Source organism: Cupriavidus sp. DF5525, assembly GCF_040149425.2.
Taxonomy (GTDB): domain Bacteria; phylum Pseudomonadota; class Gammaproteobacteria; order Burkholderiales; family Burkholderiaceae; genus Cupriavidus; species Cupriavidus pickettii_A.
In genome coordinates, this window is sequence record NZ_CP168266.1 from 2122892 (window position 1) to 2137142 (window position 14251).

15 protein-coding genes are annotated in these 14251 nt (G+C 68.6%); 9 read left to right on the plus strand and 6 right to left on the minus strand.

The window, feature by feature from the left end; all coding sequences use genetic code 11:
* The first annotated feature begins 216 nt into the window (after positions 1–216).
* A complete protein-coding gene (locus tag ABNX08_RS30905) occupies positions 217–1431 on the plus strand; it encodes a BON domain-containing protein (protein ID WP_022539598.1) in 1215 nt (404 codons plus the stop codon).
* 75 nt (positions 1432–1506) lie between these two features.
* The gene (xth, locus tag ABNX08_RS30910; RefSeq protein ID WP_022539599.1) at positions 1507–2319 is read left to right on the plus strand and encodes an exodeoxyribonuclease III; all 813 of its coding nucleotides are present in this window, start codon (positions 1507–1509) and stop codon (positions 2317–2319) included.
* Between the two features lie 14 nt (positions 2320–2333).
* On the opposite strand, the gene ABNX08_RS30915 is transcribed toward xth, so the two are convergent.
* Complete coding sequence (locus ABNX08_RS30915; protein ID WP_022539600.1) at positions 2334–3260, minus strand: LysR substrate-binding domain-containing protein; 927 nt, start codon at positions 3258–3260, stop codon at positions 2334–2336.
* 130 nt (positions 3261–3390) lie between these two features.
* On the opposite strand from ABNX08_RS30915, the gene ABNX08_RS30920 reads away from it, so the two are divergent.
* Complete coding sequence (locus ABNX08_RS30920) at positions 3391–4848, plus strand: amidase (protein ID WP_022539601.1); 1458 nt, start codon at positions 3391–3393, stop codon at positions 4846–4848.
* A 94-nt stretch (positions 4849–4942) separates the two neighbouring features.
* On the plus strand, positions 4943–5920 hold the full coding sequence (locus tag ABNX08_RS30925; RefSeq protein WP_022539602.1) for a tripartite tricarboxylate transporter substrate binding protein: 978 nt from the start codon (positions 4943–4945) through the stop codon (positions 5918–5920).
* Between the two features lie 48 nt (positions 5921–5968).
* On the opposite strand, the gene ABNX08_RS30930 is transcribed toward ABNX08_RS30925, so the two are convergent.
* Complete coding sequence (locus tag ABNX08_RS30930) at positions 5969–6745, minus strand: NAD(P)H-dependent oxidoreductase (protein ID WP_041682228.1); 777 nt, start codon at positions 6743–6745, stop codon at positions 5969–5971.
* Between the two features lie 91 nt (positions 6746–6836).
* Between ABNX08_RS30930 and ABNX08_RS30935 the strand changes: the two genes are divergently transcribed.
* Both ABNX08_RS30935 and ABNX08_RS30940 read left to right on the plus strand, forming a co-directional pair.
* Positions 6837–7730, plus strand: coding sequence for a LysR family transcriptional regulator (locus tag ABNX08_RS30935; protein ID WP_022539604.1), 894 nt, complete (start codon positions 6837–6839; stop codon positions 7728–7730).
* Between the two features lie 107 nt (positions 7731–7837).
* Positions 7838–8236 carry a nuclear transport factor 2 family protein gene (locus tag ABNX08_RS30940; RefSeq protein ID WP_022539605.1) on the plus strand — a complete coding sequence of 133 codons (399 nt, stop codon included), beginning with the start codon at positions 7838–7840 and terminating at the stop codon, positions 8234–8236.
* A gap of 46 nt (positions 8237–8282) precedes the next feature.
* Here the strand turns inward: ABNX08_RS30940 and ABNX08_RS30945 are convergent, their stop codons facing one another.
* The gene (locus tag ABNX08_RS30945; RefSeq protein WP_022539606.1) at positions 8283–8711 is read right to left on the minus strand and encodes a RidA family protein; all 429 of its coding nucleotides are present in this window, start codon (positions 8709–8711) and stop codon (positions 8283–8285) included.
* Positions 8712–8841: 130 nt separating this feature from the next.
* On the opposite strand from ABNX08_RS30945, the gene soxR reads away from it, so the two are divergent.
* Entirely contained in the window at positions 8842–9333 is a 492-nt protein-coding gene (gene soxR / locus ABNX08_RS30950; protein WP_041681854.1) for a redox-sensitive transcriptional activator SoxR, read from the plus strand.
* Between the two features lie 15 nt (positions 9334–9348).
* Here soxR and ABNX08_RS30955 read toward each other — a convergent pair whose 3' ends face one another.
* Positions 9349–9723, minus strand: coding sequence for a cytochrome c family protein (locus ABNX08_RS30955; RefSeq protein WP_022539608.1), 375 nt, complete (start codon positions 9721–9723; stop codon positions 9349–9351).
* Between the two features lie 194 nt (positions 9724–9917).
* Between ABNX08_RS30955 and ABNX08_RS30960 the strand changes: the two genes are divergently transcribed.
* Both ABNX08_RS30960 and ABNX08_RS30965 read left to right on the plus strand, forming a co-directional pair.
* Positions 9918–10301 (plus strand): hypothetical protein, encoded by a 384-nt coding sequence (locus tag ABNX08_RS30960; protein ID WP_041681855.1) that lies wholly within the window; start codon positions 9918–9920, stop codon positions 10299–10301.
* A 117-nt stretch (positions 10302–10418) separates the two neighbouring features.
* On the plus strand, positions 10419–11078 hold the full coding sequence (locus ABNX08_RS30965; protein WP_022539610.1) for a DsbA family oxidoreductase: 660 nt from the start codon (positions 10419–10421) through the stop codon (positions 11076–11078).
* Between the two features lie 75 nt (positions 11079–11153).
* Here ABNX08_RS30965 and ABNX08_RS30970 read toward each other — a convergent pair whose 3' ends face one another.
* Together ABNX08_RS30970 and ytfE are read right to left on the minus strand one after the other, a co-directional pair.
* Positions 11154–13442, minus strand: a complete 2289-nt coding sequence (locus ABNX08_RS30970) for a nitric-oxide reductase large subunit (protein WP_022539611.1) — start codon at positions 13440–13442, stop codon at positions 11154–11156.
* A gap of 38 nt (positions 13443–13480) precedes the next feature.
* A complete protein-coding gene (gene ytfE, locus ABNX08_RS30975; RefSeq protein ID WP_022539612.1) occupies positions 13481–14191 on the minus strand; it encodes an iron-sulfur cluster repair protein YtfE in 711 nt (236 codons plus the stop codon).
* Positions 14192–14251: the final 60 nt, after the last annotated feature.

Consider the following 14251-nt stretch of genomic DNA (forward strand, 5'->3'; position numbering starts at 1 on the left):
TGTGGATGCCGCGCCATTTTTCTTGAAGCAACAAGCTTGCAACCCTTACACGCTCTGCAATGGTTGCACGCATCCAGCCGCCGCAGCGCCCTGCCAGGCGGCCCGGCCGCACGGTACGAATCTTGCCGTTTCCTGAATACCCGCCCGCGGGGCCGCACGCTTTTTTCGCGTCGGCATCCGCTCATGGCGCCAAACTCACATACTCAGGAAATCAGCATGAGCTACTACTACGACGAACGCCAACGCGACGAACGCCAGCGCCGCCATGCATGGGACGACGACGACTGGCAGCCGGAATCCGAGCGCGATCACTGGCAGGCGCAGCGGCGGCGCCAGCAGCTGTCACCGGGGCAAACCAGCTATGGCGGCCCGGCCCGCCCGGCCGGCGACTACAGCGAGCAGTACAGCGCGCGCCGGTATCCCGAACGGCCCGGCGCCCGGGACTATGAAAGCCGCTCTGGCAGCCGTGACGAACGCTACGGCAGCCGAGAAGACGACCGCTCTGGCCGCTATGGCAGCCGCGACGAGCGCTTCGGCAGCCGCGATGACGACCGCTACGGCCGCTATGGCAGCCGCGACGAGCGCTTCGGCAGCCGCGATGACGACCGCTACGGCCGCCGCGAAGAAGGCCGCTACGGCAGCAGCGGCAGCAACCTGCGCTACGGCCTGAACGGCGGCTACGGCTGGGAACGCGCTGGCGAATGGCGCGATCCGCAAGCCTGGCAGCGCGACGACGATTCCGCCGAACGCCAGTGGCGCGAAAGCGCCGAGCGCGCGCGCGCCCCCCACGAAGCGGCGCGCAGCGGCGAGCACGATCCGTCCTTCAGCGAACTGCGCAGCGACACCCGTTACTGGACCGAACCCGGCAACGACTGGGACGAGGAGCAGCGCTACGGCCGCCGCTACAGCCGCGAAAGCGCACGCCGCCGTGGCTGGGAAGTCGGCGAGCGCGATGACGACGGGGATGATGACCGCGAGGACCATGGCGTGCTTTACAACCTCGGCCGCCGCATCGGCGAGGCCGTCGGCGACTTGTTCGGCAGCTCCGACGACGAGCGGGAACGCGAACGCGGCTATGGGGGCTACCATGCGCCCTACCATGAACGCGAGCGCCACGCGGGCCCGCGCGGCTATCAGCGCAGCGACGACCGCATCCGCGACCAGATCTGCGAGCGCCTCAGCTATGCGCGCGGCGTGGACGTCAGCGACGTGAGCGTCGAGGTCAGCAGCGGCGTGGTGACGCTGGCGGGCACAGTGCCTAGCCGCAGCCAGAAGTACTACATCGAAGACCTGGCCGACGGCACCTACGGCGTCACGGAGGTCAGCAACGACATCCGCGTGCGCCGCGAGGGCACTGGCATCGCCGGCAGCACCGCCGCCACCGGCACCCCGGGCAGCACCGACGTGTCGGGCAGTACATGGCGCGCCTGATGCGCTGACGCGCTGACGCAGCAAACCGGCCGGCACCCGCCGGCCGGCCTCGTTCCTGGAACCCTGCAACGCGGCATGCCCACGCTCAAGATCGCCACCTTCAATATCAACGGCATCCGCAGCCGGCTGCCGGCGCTGCTCCGCTGGCTGGAGCACGAGGCGCCGGATATCGCCTGCCTGCAGGAACTGAAGACCGCCGACGAGAGCTTCCCCGCCCGCGAGATCCGGGAAGCGGGCTATGGCGTGACCTGGCATGGCCAGAAGTCATGGAACGGGGTCGCGATCCTGGCGCGCGACAGCGAGCCGGTGGAAGTGCGCCGCGGCCTGCCCGGCGACCCGGACGACAGCCACAGCCGCTACCTGGAAGCCGCGGTGCAGGGCATGGTGATCGGCTGCCTCTACCTGCCCAACGGCAACCCGCAACCGGGACCCAGGTTCGACTACAAGCTGGCATGGTTCGAGCGCCTGATCGAACACGCGCAGACCCTGCTCGACAGCGGCCATCCGGTGGTGCTGGCGGGCGACTACAACGTGGTACCCACCGACGAAGACATCTACAACCCGCGCTCGTGGCGCAAGGACGCGCTGCTGCAGCCGGAAAGCCGCGACGCTTACGCGCGCCTGCTGGCACAGGGCTGGACCGACGCGCTGCGCGCGCGTTACCCCGACGAGCGCATCTACACCTTCTGGGACTACTTCCGCCAGCACTGGCAGACCGACTCCGGCCTGCGTATCGACCACCTGCTGCTGAGCGCCGACCTGGCACCGCGCCTGCGCGATGCCGGCGTGGACCGCTGGGTGCGCGCCGAGGAGCATCCGAGCGACCATGCGCCGGCGTGGGTGGTGCTGGACCGGCCTGCTGCCACGCGGCGCAAGCGGGCGGTTTAGGGCCAGGCGCGGTGCTAGGCGCCCGCCACGCTCCCCTCCGCCGCCAGCCTGTCCCGGATAAACCCCAGGAACGCGCGCACGCCCTCGGGCAGCGTGCGTCCGGCCAGCGTCTGCAGTTCGATCGCGCGGCTCTTCATGCCGCGTTCGCGGATCGCCGCGGCGTGCAGCTCGCCGCGGCGCAGCCGGTCGCCCACGGTCACCGCACCGGAGATCGACAGGCCGCCGCCATGCAGCACGAAGTTGGTCAGCGTCTCGAAATGGTTGGTCACCAGCACCGGCTCGAACACCACGCCGCGCTCGCCGCAGGCGATGTCGAACAGCTGGCGCACGGTGTTGTCGCCCTCCGGCAGCGCCAGCGGATACGGCTGCATCTGCGCCAGCGTGACGCTGCGAAAACGCGCCAGCGGATGGTCCGGGCGCATGATCGCGATCACCGGCGCCGGCTGCCGGTGCTCCACGCGGATGCCCTGTTCCGCGGCACGGCTGTAGGTGATGCCGATATCGGCGTCGCCGTGCAGCACGATGCCGGTGACCTCGGCCGGCGGCGCCACGCGCACGTGGAAGTGCAGCCCCGGATAGCGCTCGCGGAACTCGGCAATGATGCGCGGCAGGAACTCGATGGCAAACCCGGCCGAACTGGCCACGCGCACCCGGCCCCGGCGCAGGCCCTGCAGCGCCGCGATCTCCGACACCACGCGATCGGCCTCGAGTGCGCCGCGCAGCGCATAGGCGGCCAGCAGCTCGCCGGCGGCGCTGGCGACCATGCCACGCGGGCGGCGGTCGAACAACGGCACGCCCAGCAGCGCCTCGAGTGCACCCACCTGGCGGCTGACCGCCGAGACCGTGACGTTCAGCCGCTGCGCCGCCTCGGTCAGCGAGCCGCTGCGCACCACTTCCAGGAAATAGCGCAGCGAGGTGTCTTGCAGACGATGCGACAGCATGGGGCGGCCTCCGGCTCGGTGGGCGTGGCGGTTTGCGTTTTACGCAAGGATATTTGAAAAATTCATCGATTGTGGGAAACCCCGCGGCACCCGTATGCTTTCTCACAAACCACAGGAGACGCCGCCAGCCATGTCGCCCGAACCACTCCCCACCGATCCCATCGTCGAACTCGACGCCGTCGCGCTGTCGCGCGCCATCCATGCGCGCGAGCTCTCGTGCGTGGAAGTGCTCGATGCCTTCCTCGGCCAGATCGACCGCCACAACCCGCGCGTCAACGCCATCGTCGCCCCGATGGAGCGCGACACGCTGCGCACGCAGGCCGCCGGGCTCGACGCCGAACTTGCGCGCGGCGCCAGCCGCGGCCCGCTGCACGGCTTTCCGCAGGCGCCCAAGGACATCAGCCCGGCCGCGGGCATGGTCACCACCAAGGGCTCGCCGATCTTTGCCGGCCAGGTCAGCCAGGCCGACGCGGTGGTGTTCGAGCGCATGCGCGCCGGGGGCGCGCTCTTTGTCGGGCGCACCAATTCGCCTGAGTTCGGCCTCGGCGGCCATACCTACAACCCGGTCTACGGCACCACGCGCAATGCCTTCGACCCGGCGCGCTCTGCCGGCGGCAGCAGCGGCGGCGCGGGCGTGGCCGTGGCGCTGCGCATGCTGCCGGTCGCCGACGGCTCCGACATGATGGGCTCGCTGCGCACGCCGGCGGCATTCAACCATGTATACGGCCTGCGCACCTCGTTCGGCTGCGTGCCGCACGGGCCGGCAGACGAGGTCTTCTTCCAGCAGTTCAGCGTGGCCGGCCCGATGGCGCGCAACGTGCCGGACCTGGCGCTGCTGCTGTCGGTGCAGGCCGGCTTCGATGCGCGGCTGCCGCTGACGCGCCGCACCGAGCCGCCGGGCACGTTCGCGCTGCCGCCCGAGCGCGACTGGACCGGCGTGCGCATCGGCTGGCTCGGCGACCTTGGCGGCCACCTGCCGACCGAACCCGGACTGCTCGACACCTGCGAGCAGGCGCTCATGCACCTGCGCACGCTCGGCTGCAGCGTCGATGCCGCACTGCCCGCGTTTGACCTGGAGCGCTTGTGGCGGGCGTGGATCGACCTGCGCAGCTTCTCGGTGGCGGGCGCCAATGCCGCGCTCTACCGCGACCCGGCCACGCGCATGCTGCTCAAGCCCGAGGCGGTGTGGGAGATCGAGCGCGGGCTGGCCCTGTCCGGCAACCGCGTCTATGAAGCGATGTGCGAGCGCAGCGCGTGGTACCAGGCGCTGCGCGCCTTGTTCGAGCGCTTCGACTACCTGGTGCTGCCGGTCGCCCAGGTATTCCCGTTCGATGCGAACTGGGACTGGCCGCATGCGGTCGACGGCCGCGACATGGACACCTATCACCGCTGGATGCAGGCAGTGGTGCCGGCCACGATGGCCGGGCTGCCGGCGCTGGCCGCGCCGGCAGGCTTTGGCCCGCAGGGCCTGCCCGCTGGCCTGCAGATCATCGGCCCGGCGCAGGCCGACGCCGCGGTGCTGCAGCTTGGCCATGCCTATGACCAGGCCGGCGGCTTCTCGCGCATGCGCAGCCCCTGGCTGGCCTGAACGCCCGCGCCACCGGGCGGCCATCCATGGCGGCCGCCCGTCGTGGCCATCGCTTGCTTCGAATTCCCCCAACTGCCGGCAGGAGTGATTTCCGATGACCGCAATGCCCCCGAAGCTCTTACTCGCATGCGCCAGCCTGATGGCGCTGGCCGCGGCCCCGGCCGCGGCACAGACCTGGCCCGACCGTCCGCTGCGGCTGGTGGTGCCGTTCGCCGCCGGCGGCGCCACCGATGTGCTGGGCCGCCTGCTGGCGGTCGGCCTCGGCGAAAAGCTGGGCCAGTCCGTGGTGGTCGAGAACAAGCCAGGCGCCAGCACGGTGATCGGCGCGACCCAGGTGGCCAAGGCCGCGCCCGACGGCTATACGCTGCTGCTCGGGGCCAGCACCACGCTGACGCTGAACCCGGCGATCCGCCCCAACCTCGGCTATGACCCCATCAAGAGCTTTACGCCGCTGGGGCTGGTCGCCGACATGAGCCTGGTGCTGGTGGCCAACCCGGACACGCCCATCCGCTCGCTCAAGGACCTGGTGACGCAGGCCAAGGCCAGTCCTGACAAGTTCTCCTACGGCTCCTTCGGCACCGGCTCGTCGGTGCATTTCGGCGGTGAGATGCTCAAGTCGGCCACCGGCATCCGCATGGTCCACGTGCCCTTCAACGGCAGCGCGCCCAGCCTGACGGCACTGGCCGGCGGCCAGGTGCAGGTGGCGGTCGACACCATCGTGGCCACCCTGCCGCTGATCAAGGGGGGCAAGATCCGGCCGGTGGCGGTGCTGTCGCCGCAGCGCCTGCCCGCGCTGCCGCAGGTGCCGACGGTGGCCGAGAGCGGCTATCCGGGCTTCCAGATGGGCACGTGGTTCGCGCTGCTGGCACCCGCCGGCCTGCCGGCGCCGGTGCAGCAGAAGCTGGAGAAAGCGCTGGCCGAGGTCGCCAACGCACCGGCGACCAGGGCCCGCATGGCCGAACTCGGGCTGACGCCGGCGTGGGGCAATGGCGCGGCGGTCAAGGCGCGGGTCGAGAAGGAACTGCCGGAGATGCGGGCGGTGGCGGCGCGGGCGGATATCCGCGGCGAGTGAGCCAGCGGGGGAGCGCAATGGCGGGCGGCTGGCCGCACTCCCCCGACCCTACGCCACATGCGCGGCGAAGCCCGCCTGGCCGGGCGCGATCTCCTCGCGCAAGGTCAGGTGCGGAATGTGATAGTCCCCCGCATTCTGCGGCCTGAACGGAATCGGCGCCGTCGTCCCGAGTGTGTCCAGCCGCTGGCTTAGCTCGTGGCGGATCGTGGCAAAGCGCGCGTCATCCACCCGGCTGGTCCGGTACACCACGTACGGCGGCAGCACGTCGAATCCCGGGTAGTACAGGATCCCGTGATGGATCGGGAACAGGATGTCGTCGATCGGGCCGTTGATGCCGCGCGGGCTGTAGTGCGATTCCCAGCCACCGGTGGTGACAATCAGCATGGCGCGCTTGCCGGCGAGCATGCCTTCGCCATAGCGGTCGCCCCAGTGTTCGTCGGAGTGCTCGCCCACACCGTAGGCAAAGCCATAGGCATAGACGCGCTCGACCCAGCCCTTCAGGATCGCCGGCATCGAGAACCACCACAGCGGGAACTGCAGGATCACCGCATCTGCCCAGCGCAGCTTGTCCTGCTCGCGCGCGATATCGTCGCTCTGCAGGCCGTTCTCGAAGGCGTGTTTCGAGTCCAGTGACGGATGGAACGGCGCGGAACCGGGCCGCGCCTTGCTGTCGGCCGCGTCGAGCTGGGCTTTCCATTGCATCGCGTAGAGGTCGGAGACCTGCACGGTATGGCCGGCATCGCGCAGGCGCTGCACGGCGAAGTCGCGAATGGCGCCGTTCAGCGAGGTGGGTTCCGGATGGGCGTAGACGAGAAGTACGTTCATGATGGCTGCTTCCAGGGATTGCGAAAGTGAGGCCAGCATAGGGCGCGCTCCGGTATATTGGAAATGAATATCCGATATCGCAGGTATTGTCATGACTAATCTCAGGCGCCTGGACCTGAACCTGCTGGTCACGCTGGACGTGCTGCTGTCCGAGCAGAATGTGACCCGCGCCGCGCAGCGGCTGAATTACTCGCAACCCTCGGTCAGCGTCCACCTTGCCCGGCTGCGCGACTATTTCGGCGACCCGTTGCTGCTGCCCGGCCCGCGTGGCATGCGCCCCACGGCCCGGGCCGAGGCCCTGCGCGAACCGTTGCGCGAGGCGCTGGCCGCGCTCGAGCAAACCGTGTCGCCGGACACGCCGTTCGATCCCGCCGCCGCCACGCAGACCTGGCGCGTCGCCGCGACCGACTATGGGGAATCGACCATCGTGCTGCCAGCGCTGCAGGCGCTGCGCGCCGCGGCGCCGGGCGCGCGGCTGGCCGTGGTGGAAATGGTCCCCTCGCGCATTGCCAGGCAGGCAGAGCAGGCCGAGCTCGATCTCGCCTTCCACACCAGCGATGGCGCACCGCCGGGGATGCACCGGCGCGCGCTCTTTTCCGAGCGCTACGTGTTGGTGGGCCGCGCCGGCCATCCACGGCTCAAGCGCCGGCCTACGCTGGCGCAGTTCTGCGCGCTGGACCATGTGATCGTTTCGCCGGACGGCGGCGGCTTTTACGGGGTCACGGACGAGGCGCTGGCCAGCGTCGGCATGCAGCGGCGCGTGGTGTTGTCCGTGCCGCACTTTCTATTCGTCACGTCGGCGGTGGCCAGCACCGACCTGGTGGCGATGCTGCCGGCCCGGCTGGTGCGCGGTGCGACGGCGCTGCAGGTGGTGGAACCGCCGGTCGAGGTGCCTGGCTATGAGATGTCGATGCTGTGGCACGAGCGCGTGCATCGCGACCCGGCGCACCAGTGGTTGCGCGAGCTGATCGCTGCGTCGGTCTGAGCCACCGCGTATCTGTCGTGTTTTTGCATACAAAATTGGAATACAATCAAGACTTTCAACGCCGCGGCAGGCCTGCGCACTGCCGCTTCCAGTTTTGGAGGAGACCCATGACGTTCAGTGAAACCGGCCTGACTTCCCGCCATGTAGCAGCACTCGCGCCGATCGAGGATTACCTGCAAGGCCATATCACCGGCAAGGCGGAGTACATGTACAAGGCCTTTTCCCCCGACGCCCGCATCGTCTCGTTCCGAGACGGCGCACTGCACTCGCTGTCTGTCGAGGAATTCGTCTCGGCGCGCTGCCCCGGCCACCCCGCGCCGGACGAAGCGCAGCGCAGGCGCTTCATCACGCAGTTCGACGTGGTGGGCAATGCCGGCGTCGCCAAGGTCGTGCTGGACTATCCGGAAGTCGTCTTCACCGACTACATGACGCTGCTGCAGATCGACGGCGCCTGGAAGATCGTCAACAAGACCTTCAGCGCGGCGCCGCGCGGGCAAGGCAAGTAAGCGTCAAGGCCGGCAGGCGGGCCCCAACCCAGGGGCCCGCCCCTGCTCACCCCGGCAGGACGGCCGTCGCCTCGATCTCGAACAGCATATTGTCCAGCGCCAGCCGCGGCACCGGGATCAGCGTGCAGGCCGGCACCGGCTTGTCGGCCCACATCTCGCGCAGTGCGGCACCGAAGGTGCGCAGCCGGTCGTGCGAGTGGTCGACCACCAGCACCGTGAGCTTGGCCACATCGCCCACGTCGGCACCCGCGGCCTGCAGCGCGATGCGCAGGTTCTGCATGGCGCGCGCAACCTGGCGCGGGAAATCCGGCGCGAGGCCGCCGGCGGCATCCTCGCCGCCCTGCCCGGCCACATACACGATGCGGGCAGGTCCCTGCACCACGGCCACGTGCGAGTAGCCATTGGGACGCGGGTCATACAGATCGGCAGGATTGAGGAAGCTTAGCGAGTCATTGGGGCGGGCATGCGGCGACATGGTCTTCAACTCTGTATCGAGGAATGGCGAACAATGGAGCCGCAAGTATCAAACCTCAACTTAGCTTGAGGTCAAGCAGAGCCATGGTGGTAGCATGGGCATTCTTTGGCCCGACTGCTGCTCCCTTGCCATGGCATCCGCGAACAAGCCCGACACACCGCGCCGGCGCCGCCCGGCGCCCGCCGAAGCACTGCTCTCCGTCGGCGAAGTCGCCGCGCGCACCGGCCTCGCGGTGTCCGCCCTGCATTTCTATGAATCGCGCGGCCTGATCGCCAGCACCCGCAGCGGCGGCAACCAGCGCCGCTATCCGCGCGCCGTGCTGCGCCGCCTGGCCGTGATCCGCGTGGCCCAGCGCATGGGACTGCCCCTGGCGGTGATCGCCTCGGCCATGCAGAAGCTGCCCGATGGACGCGCGCCCACCGTCGCCGACTGGCGCCGGCTGTCCGCCAGCTGGCGCGACGATCTCGATGAACGCATCCGCACACTGACGCAGCTGCGCGACCAGCTCGACGGCTGCATCGGCTGCGGTTGCCTGTCGCTCAAGGCGTGCCCGCTGCGCAATCCGCAGGACACGCTGGCGGGCGAAGGCCCGGGGCCGCATTTCCCGGGCGCGGCGCAATGACAACCGCAGTGGCGCTTATTTGAAAGTCTGCAGGTAGGCCAGCAGGTCTTCGATCTGCTTGTCGTTGCCGATGCCCCAGAAGCGCATCCTGGTGCCGGGCACGACCTTGCCCGGCGAGCGGACAAAGGCGTCCAGCGTGTCGCGCGACCAGACCACTTTCGATGCACGCATGGCGTCTGAGTACTGGAAATCGCTGGTGCCGCCCGCTTGGCGGCCGAAGATGCCGTTCAGGTGCGGGCCAAACCCGGCACGCGCGTTGCGGCCGACGTGGTGGCACGAGGCGCAGCGCGCGGCGAACAGGGCCTTGCCGGCCTGGAGGTCCGGCTCGGCCCGGGCGGGGGCGACGGTGAGGCCGGTCAGGGCAAGGGCGAGAAATACGGTACGGCGCATGAGGCGAGAGCTGCAGGTGGGGCTTTGGTGCGGGACTGAATGATACAGGGCATGGCCCCGACGACCGGCGGCGCCACCACCACCACGGCGCAGCGCAGCTTACACCCCGTCACATTTGCAACACTTCGCGCGGCCTATATTACGAGCCCGCCCTCTACAGTGAGCCCATGTCCAACGCCCCCTGGGAGGCAACCATGAAACGAATCGTCGCCATGGCAGTAGTCGGTGGTGCAATGCTTGCGGCCAGCGCCGGCGCCTATGCCGGTGTGAATATCGACATCGGTATCGGCGTGCCGGGCGTGGTGGTGGCCGAGCCAGCGCCGGTCTATCGCCCCGCCCCGGTCTATCGGGCGGCCCCGGTCTATGCGCCCGCACCGGTGTACGCACCGGCGCCGGTAGCCTATGCGCCGCGCCCGGTGGTGGTGGCGCCAGTCCCGGTGCGCTATGACCGCTACGACGGCCGCGACTATCATCGCGCCTATCACCGCGCCTATCACCGCGAATACCGCCGCGAATGGCGCGAGCGCGAATGGGCCCGCCACCACGGCCATGACGGCCCGGGCCGCCGCTGGGACTGACGGGACCGGGGATGCCTGGCTTGCCTTCCTGCACGGATTCGCAAGTCACGCTACCCTGTCGGCACTGTCACAACGTGCCGAGGGCCGCGACCCCGCGGCCCTCCCGGGAAAAAGCCCATGACCCACCCCCTGAGAATCGACTTCGTCTCCGATATCGCCTGCCCCTGGTGCGCCGTCGGCCTGTCTTCGCTGCGGCAGGCGCTCCAGCGCCTGGGCGATGCCGTGGACGCCGAGATCGTCCTGCACCCCTTTGAACTGAATCCGGACATGCGGCCCGAAGGCGAGGCCATTGTCGACTACCTCGGCAAGAAATACGGTCGCACGCCGGCGCAGATTGCCGAGTCCCAGGCCATGATCCGCGAGCGCGGCGCCGGCGTGGGCTTTACCTTCGGCGAGCGCACGCGTGTCTACAACACCTTCGATGCGCATCGGCTGCTGCATTGGGCAGGCATCGAAGGCAAGCAGCTGCCGCTCAAGCTGGCGCTGCTGGGCGCCTACCATACGGATGGCAAGGATCCCAGCAATCGCGAGGTGCTGGTCGAAGCCGCCGAGTCGGTTGGCCTCGATGCTGCGCAGGCGCGCAAGTTGCTGGAAGGCGATGACTATGCCAACGAGGTTCGTGCCGAGGAGCGTGAGTACCAAGGCATGGGTATCCAGTCGGTTCCGTCCATCATCTTCAACAACCGCTACCTGGTCACCGGCGGGCAGCCGGTGGAAGCCTTCGAACAGGCCATCCGCGAAATCCTGGCCGAGGCGCAGCAGCCCGCGCAGGGCTGAGCGGACCTGCTCTGCAAAGAACAAAACCCGCCCGGAACACCGGGCGGGTCAGTACTGCCACTTCTTTTCCGTCGTTCAGCGCACCGCCGTCTTCATCCGCGCCGGCACCGCATCCGCCGCCATCGGCGTGCGGTTCACCAGCCCCAGCACCACCTGCCAGGCAAACGACACCGCACCGACGATAAACACCACGTCGCCAAACGTACGCACCCAGCGCAGCGTCTGCAGGATCGGCTGCTGCATGAATTCCTCACTGCGCGCATACCAGGTGCCATGCTCGACGCTGGCCAGGAACTGGATGATGCCGACCGGCAGCAGGCTGGTGCCGATCATCAGTACCAGGCCTGCATTCAAACCCCAGAAGGCGGTCTTCATCAGAGCGGGGCTCAGCCGGTAGGCCGGCCGCACATAGCGCAGCACCAGCAGCGTGAAGCCCAGTGCCAGGAAGCCATACACCCCGAACAGCGCGGCGTGCGCGTGGACCGGCGTGGTGTTCTGGCCCTGGATGTAGTACAGCGCGATCGGCGGGTTGATCATGAAGCCGAACACCCCGGCGCCCAGCATGTTCCAGAACGCGACCGCGACAAAGCACATCAGCGGCCACTTCAGGTCTGCCATCCACGGCGCGCGCTGCTTCAGGCTCCAGTTCTCCCAGGCCTCATGGCCGAGCACGATCAGTGGCACCACTTCCAGCGCGCTGAAGGCGGCGCCCACTGCCATCACCGGCGTGGTGGTGCCGGCAAAGTAGAGGTGGTGGAACGTACCGGGGATGCCGCCCAGCATGAACAGCGAGGCCGATGCCAGGCTGGCCGCGGTCGCCATCGGACGCGACACCAGCCCCAGCGTGGAGAAGATGAAGGCCAGCGCCGTAGTGGCAAAGACCTCGAAGAAGCCCTCTACCCACAGGTGCACCACCCACCAGCGCCAGTACTCCATCACCGTCAGGCTGGTGCGCTCGCCGTAGGCCAGGCCCGCGCCGTAGAACAGGCCGATCGCCACCACCGACGAGGTCAGCAGCGCCAGCAGGTTGCGGTCGGTGCCGCGCGCACGCAGCGCCGGCAGGATGCCGCGCATCATCAGCACCAGCCAGATCAGGATGCCGGCGAACTTGCCGATCTGCCACAGGCGGCCCAGGTCGACATACTCATAGCCCTGGTGGCCCAGCCAGAAGTTCAGGTGCGCGGGCAGCTTCTGCGCGATCGCCAGGTAGTTGCCGGTGAATGAGCCCACCACCACGACCACCAGTGCCCAGAACAGGACGTCCACGCCCAGGCGCTGGTACTTCGGGTCCTTGCCGCCGTTGATCAGCGGCGCGAGGAACAGGCCCGCGGCCAGGAAGCCGGTGGCGATCCAGAACAGCGCGCTCTGGATATGCCAGGTGCGCACCAGTGCGTACGGGAACCACTGCGATACATCGATGCCGTAGAACTTCTGGCCTTCGACGGTGTAGTGCGCGGTAAAGCCGCCCAGCAACACCTGAAACACGAACAGCGCGACCACCAGGAACAGGTACTTGCCGAGTGCGCGCTGCGACGGCGTCAGTGCCACGGACAGCAGCGGATCGCGCGCCGGCGCCTGCGGCGGCGCTTCTTCCTTGCCACGCAGGAAGGCCCACGCCCACACGAGGAAGCCGACACCAGCCAGCAGCACCACCACGCTGATCACCGACCACACCACGTTCTCGCTGGTGGGCTGGTTGCCGATCAGCGGCTCGTGCGGCCAGTTGTTGGTGTAGGTGGCCTCATGCCCCGGGCGCGCAGTCGATGCCGCCCACGCCGTCCAGAAGAAGAACTGCGTCAGTTGCTCGCGCCGTTCGGCGCTGGGCAGCGTGTTCTCCTTCATCGCATAGTGCTCGCGCGTGGTGTGCAGCGCCGGCGCGTCGGAGAAGAGCTTGTCGTAGTAAGCCGCGGTGTTGGCGATGGCCTGCGCGCGGCGCTTGGACACGGTCAGCACGTTGGTGTCCGGATCGGTGGCATTGCCGCGGTATTCGGTGCGCAGCTGTTCGCGCAGCGCGCCTTGTTCGGGCGGAGTGAGCTTGGCGAAAGGACGGCCGTAGGCGTCCTGCGCGGCCAGGTCCAGCCACGCGGTCAGCTCGCGGTGCAGCCAGTCGGCGGTCCAGTCCGGCGCCTGGTAGGCGCCATGGCCCCAGATCGAGCCGAGCTGCATGCCGCCCACGGACTGCCATGCGGTCTGGCCGTCGAGGATATCGTCGCCGGTAAAGAGCGTGCGCCCGTCGGCCACGACAACCTTGGCCGGAATTGGCGGGGCCTGCCGGTACACCTCGACACCGTAGTAGCCGAGCAGGGAGAACGTGACCGCCAGCACGGCGATCAACAGGAACCAGAGTCTGCGGTAAGAGCCCATGATGCTAAGTCGTTGGTTGTGGTTGCGTGCGGGCCGGCTCAGGCGTGCGTCGAGCAGGAGCAGGCCGGGGCCTCGGTGGCCGCGGCGGGCGCTACGGCAATCTCGAACAGCACGTTGTTTTCCAGGTGGATGTGTTCCATCAGGTCTTCGCGCAGCGTGCGCAGCCCGAGGTAGAGCGCGCGCCACGTATTGCAGGCCGCGCGCGGCAGCGTGATGTCGTTGGTCAGTGCCGCCAGCCGCTGCAGCGCCTGGCCGTGGTCGTCATGCTCCAGCCGCATCACGGCGATGGGGCGGCCCGCGGCGGCATGCATGCCGCGCGACAGCATCGGGAACAGCACCTGCTCTTCCTTCTGCATATGGGTTTCCAGCTCGCCGAGCATCCCGGTCAGGTGATCCGCCAGGCCGAGCGGACAATCGGGCCGGTCGCCATGGACCTGCTCGACGCGTCGCGCCAGGCGGATCAGCTCGGGCAGTTGCTCGCGGTGGCGCGCGTGGAAGCGCGTGAGGATATGCCCGATCAGCGCGGCGGGCGCCGCGGCACTCCAGTCGTGGGCCGCGGGCTCGCCTTCGTCCTGCAGCACGCGCAGCTGGGCTTCGATGGCGGCGGCGTTGAGACCCTTTTCCTGCGCCGCATCGCGCAGCGTCTGCTTGCCTCCGCAGCAGAAGTCCAGCGCGTAGTCATGGAAGATCCGCGTGGCACCCGGAATGCGACGGGCGAGCTGGCCGAGGGATTGGTCCTGCAAAGTCATGATGTTTCTCCGGTGGGGAAAGTTACGCCTGCATGACTTACGCGAGGAGCGTGCCTGAAA

Excerpts from the sequence above, each read along its gene's own strand:
- ABNX08_RS30905 (WP_022539598.1), top strand. The coding sequence starts at position 217 with ATGAGCTACTACTACGACGAACGCCAACGCGACGAACGCCAGCGCCGC.
- xth (WP_022539599.1), top strand. The coding sequence starts at position 1,507 with ATGCCCACGCTCAAGATCGCCACCTTCAATATCAACGGCATCCGCAGC.
- ABNX08_RS30915 (WP_022539600.1), bottom strand. The coding sequence starts at position 3,260 with ATGCTGTCGCATCGTCTGCAAGACACCTCGCTGCGCTATTTCCTGGAA.
- ABNX08_RS30920 (WP_022539601.1), top strand. The coding sequence starts at position 3,391 with ATGTCGCCCGAACCACTCCCCACCGATCCCATCGTCGAACTCGACGCC.
- ABNX08_RS30925 (WP_022539602.1), top strand. The coding sequence starts at position 4,943 with ATGACCGCAATGCCCCCGAAGCTCTTACTCGCATGCGCCAGCCTGATG.
- ABNX08_RS30930 (WP_041682228.1), bottom strand. The coding sequence starts at position 6,745 with ATGAACGTACTTCTCGTCTACGCCCATCCGGAACCCACCTCGCTGAAC.
- ABNX08_RS30935 (WP_022539604.1), top strand. The coding sequence starts at position 6,837 with ATGACTAATCTCAGGCGCCTGGACCTGAACCTGCTGGTCACGCTGGAC.
- ABNX08_RS30940 (WP_022539605.1), top strand. The coding sequence starts at position 7,838 with ATGACGTTCAGTGAAACCGGCCTGACTTCCCGCCATGTAGCAGCACTC.
- ABNX08_RS30945 (WP_022539606.1), bottom strand. The coding sequence starts at position 8,711 with ATGTCGCCGCATGCCCGCCCCAATGACTCGCTAAGCTTCCTCAATCCT.
- soxR (WP_041681854.1), top strand. The coding sequence starts at position 8,842 with ATGGCATCCGCGAACAAGCCCGACACACCGCGCCGGCGCCGCCCGGCG.
- ABNX08_RS30955 (WP_022539608.1), bottom strand. The coding sequence starts at position 9,723 with ATGCGCCGTACCGTATTTCTCGCCCTTGCCCTGACCGGCCTCACCGTC.
- ABNX08_RS30960 (WP_041681855.1), top strand. The coding sequence starts at position 9,918 with ATGAAACGAATCGTCGCCATGGCAGTAGTCGGTGGTGCAATGCTTGCG.
- ABNX08_RS30965 (WP_022539610.1), top strand. The coding sequence starts at position 10,419 with ATGACCCACCCCCTGAGAATCGACTTCGTCTCCGATATCGCCTGCCCC.
- ABNX08_RS30970 (WP_022539611.1), bottom strand. The coding sequence starts at position 13,442 with ATGGGCTCTTACCGCAGACTCTGGTTCCTGTTGATCGCCGTGCTGGCG.
- ytfE (WP_022539612.1), bottom strand. The coding sequence starts at position 14,191 with ATGACTTTGCAGGACCAATCCCTCGGCCAGCTCGCCCGTCGCATTCCG.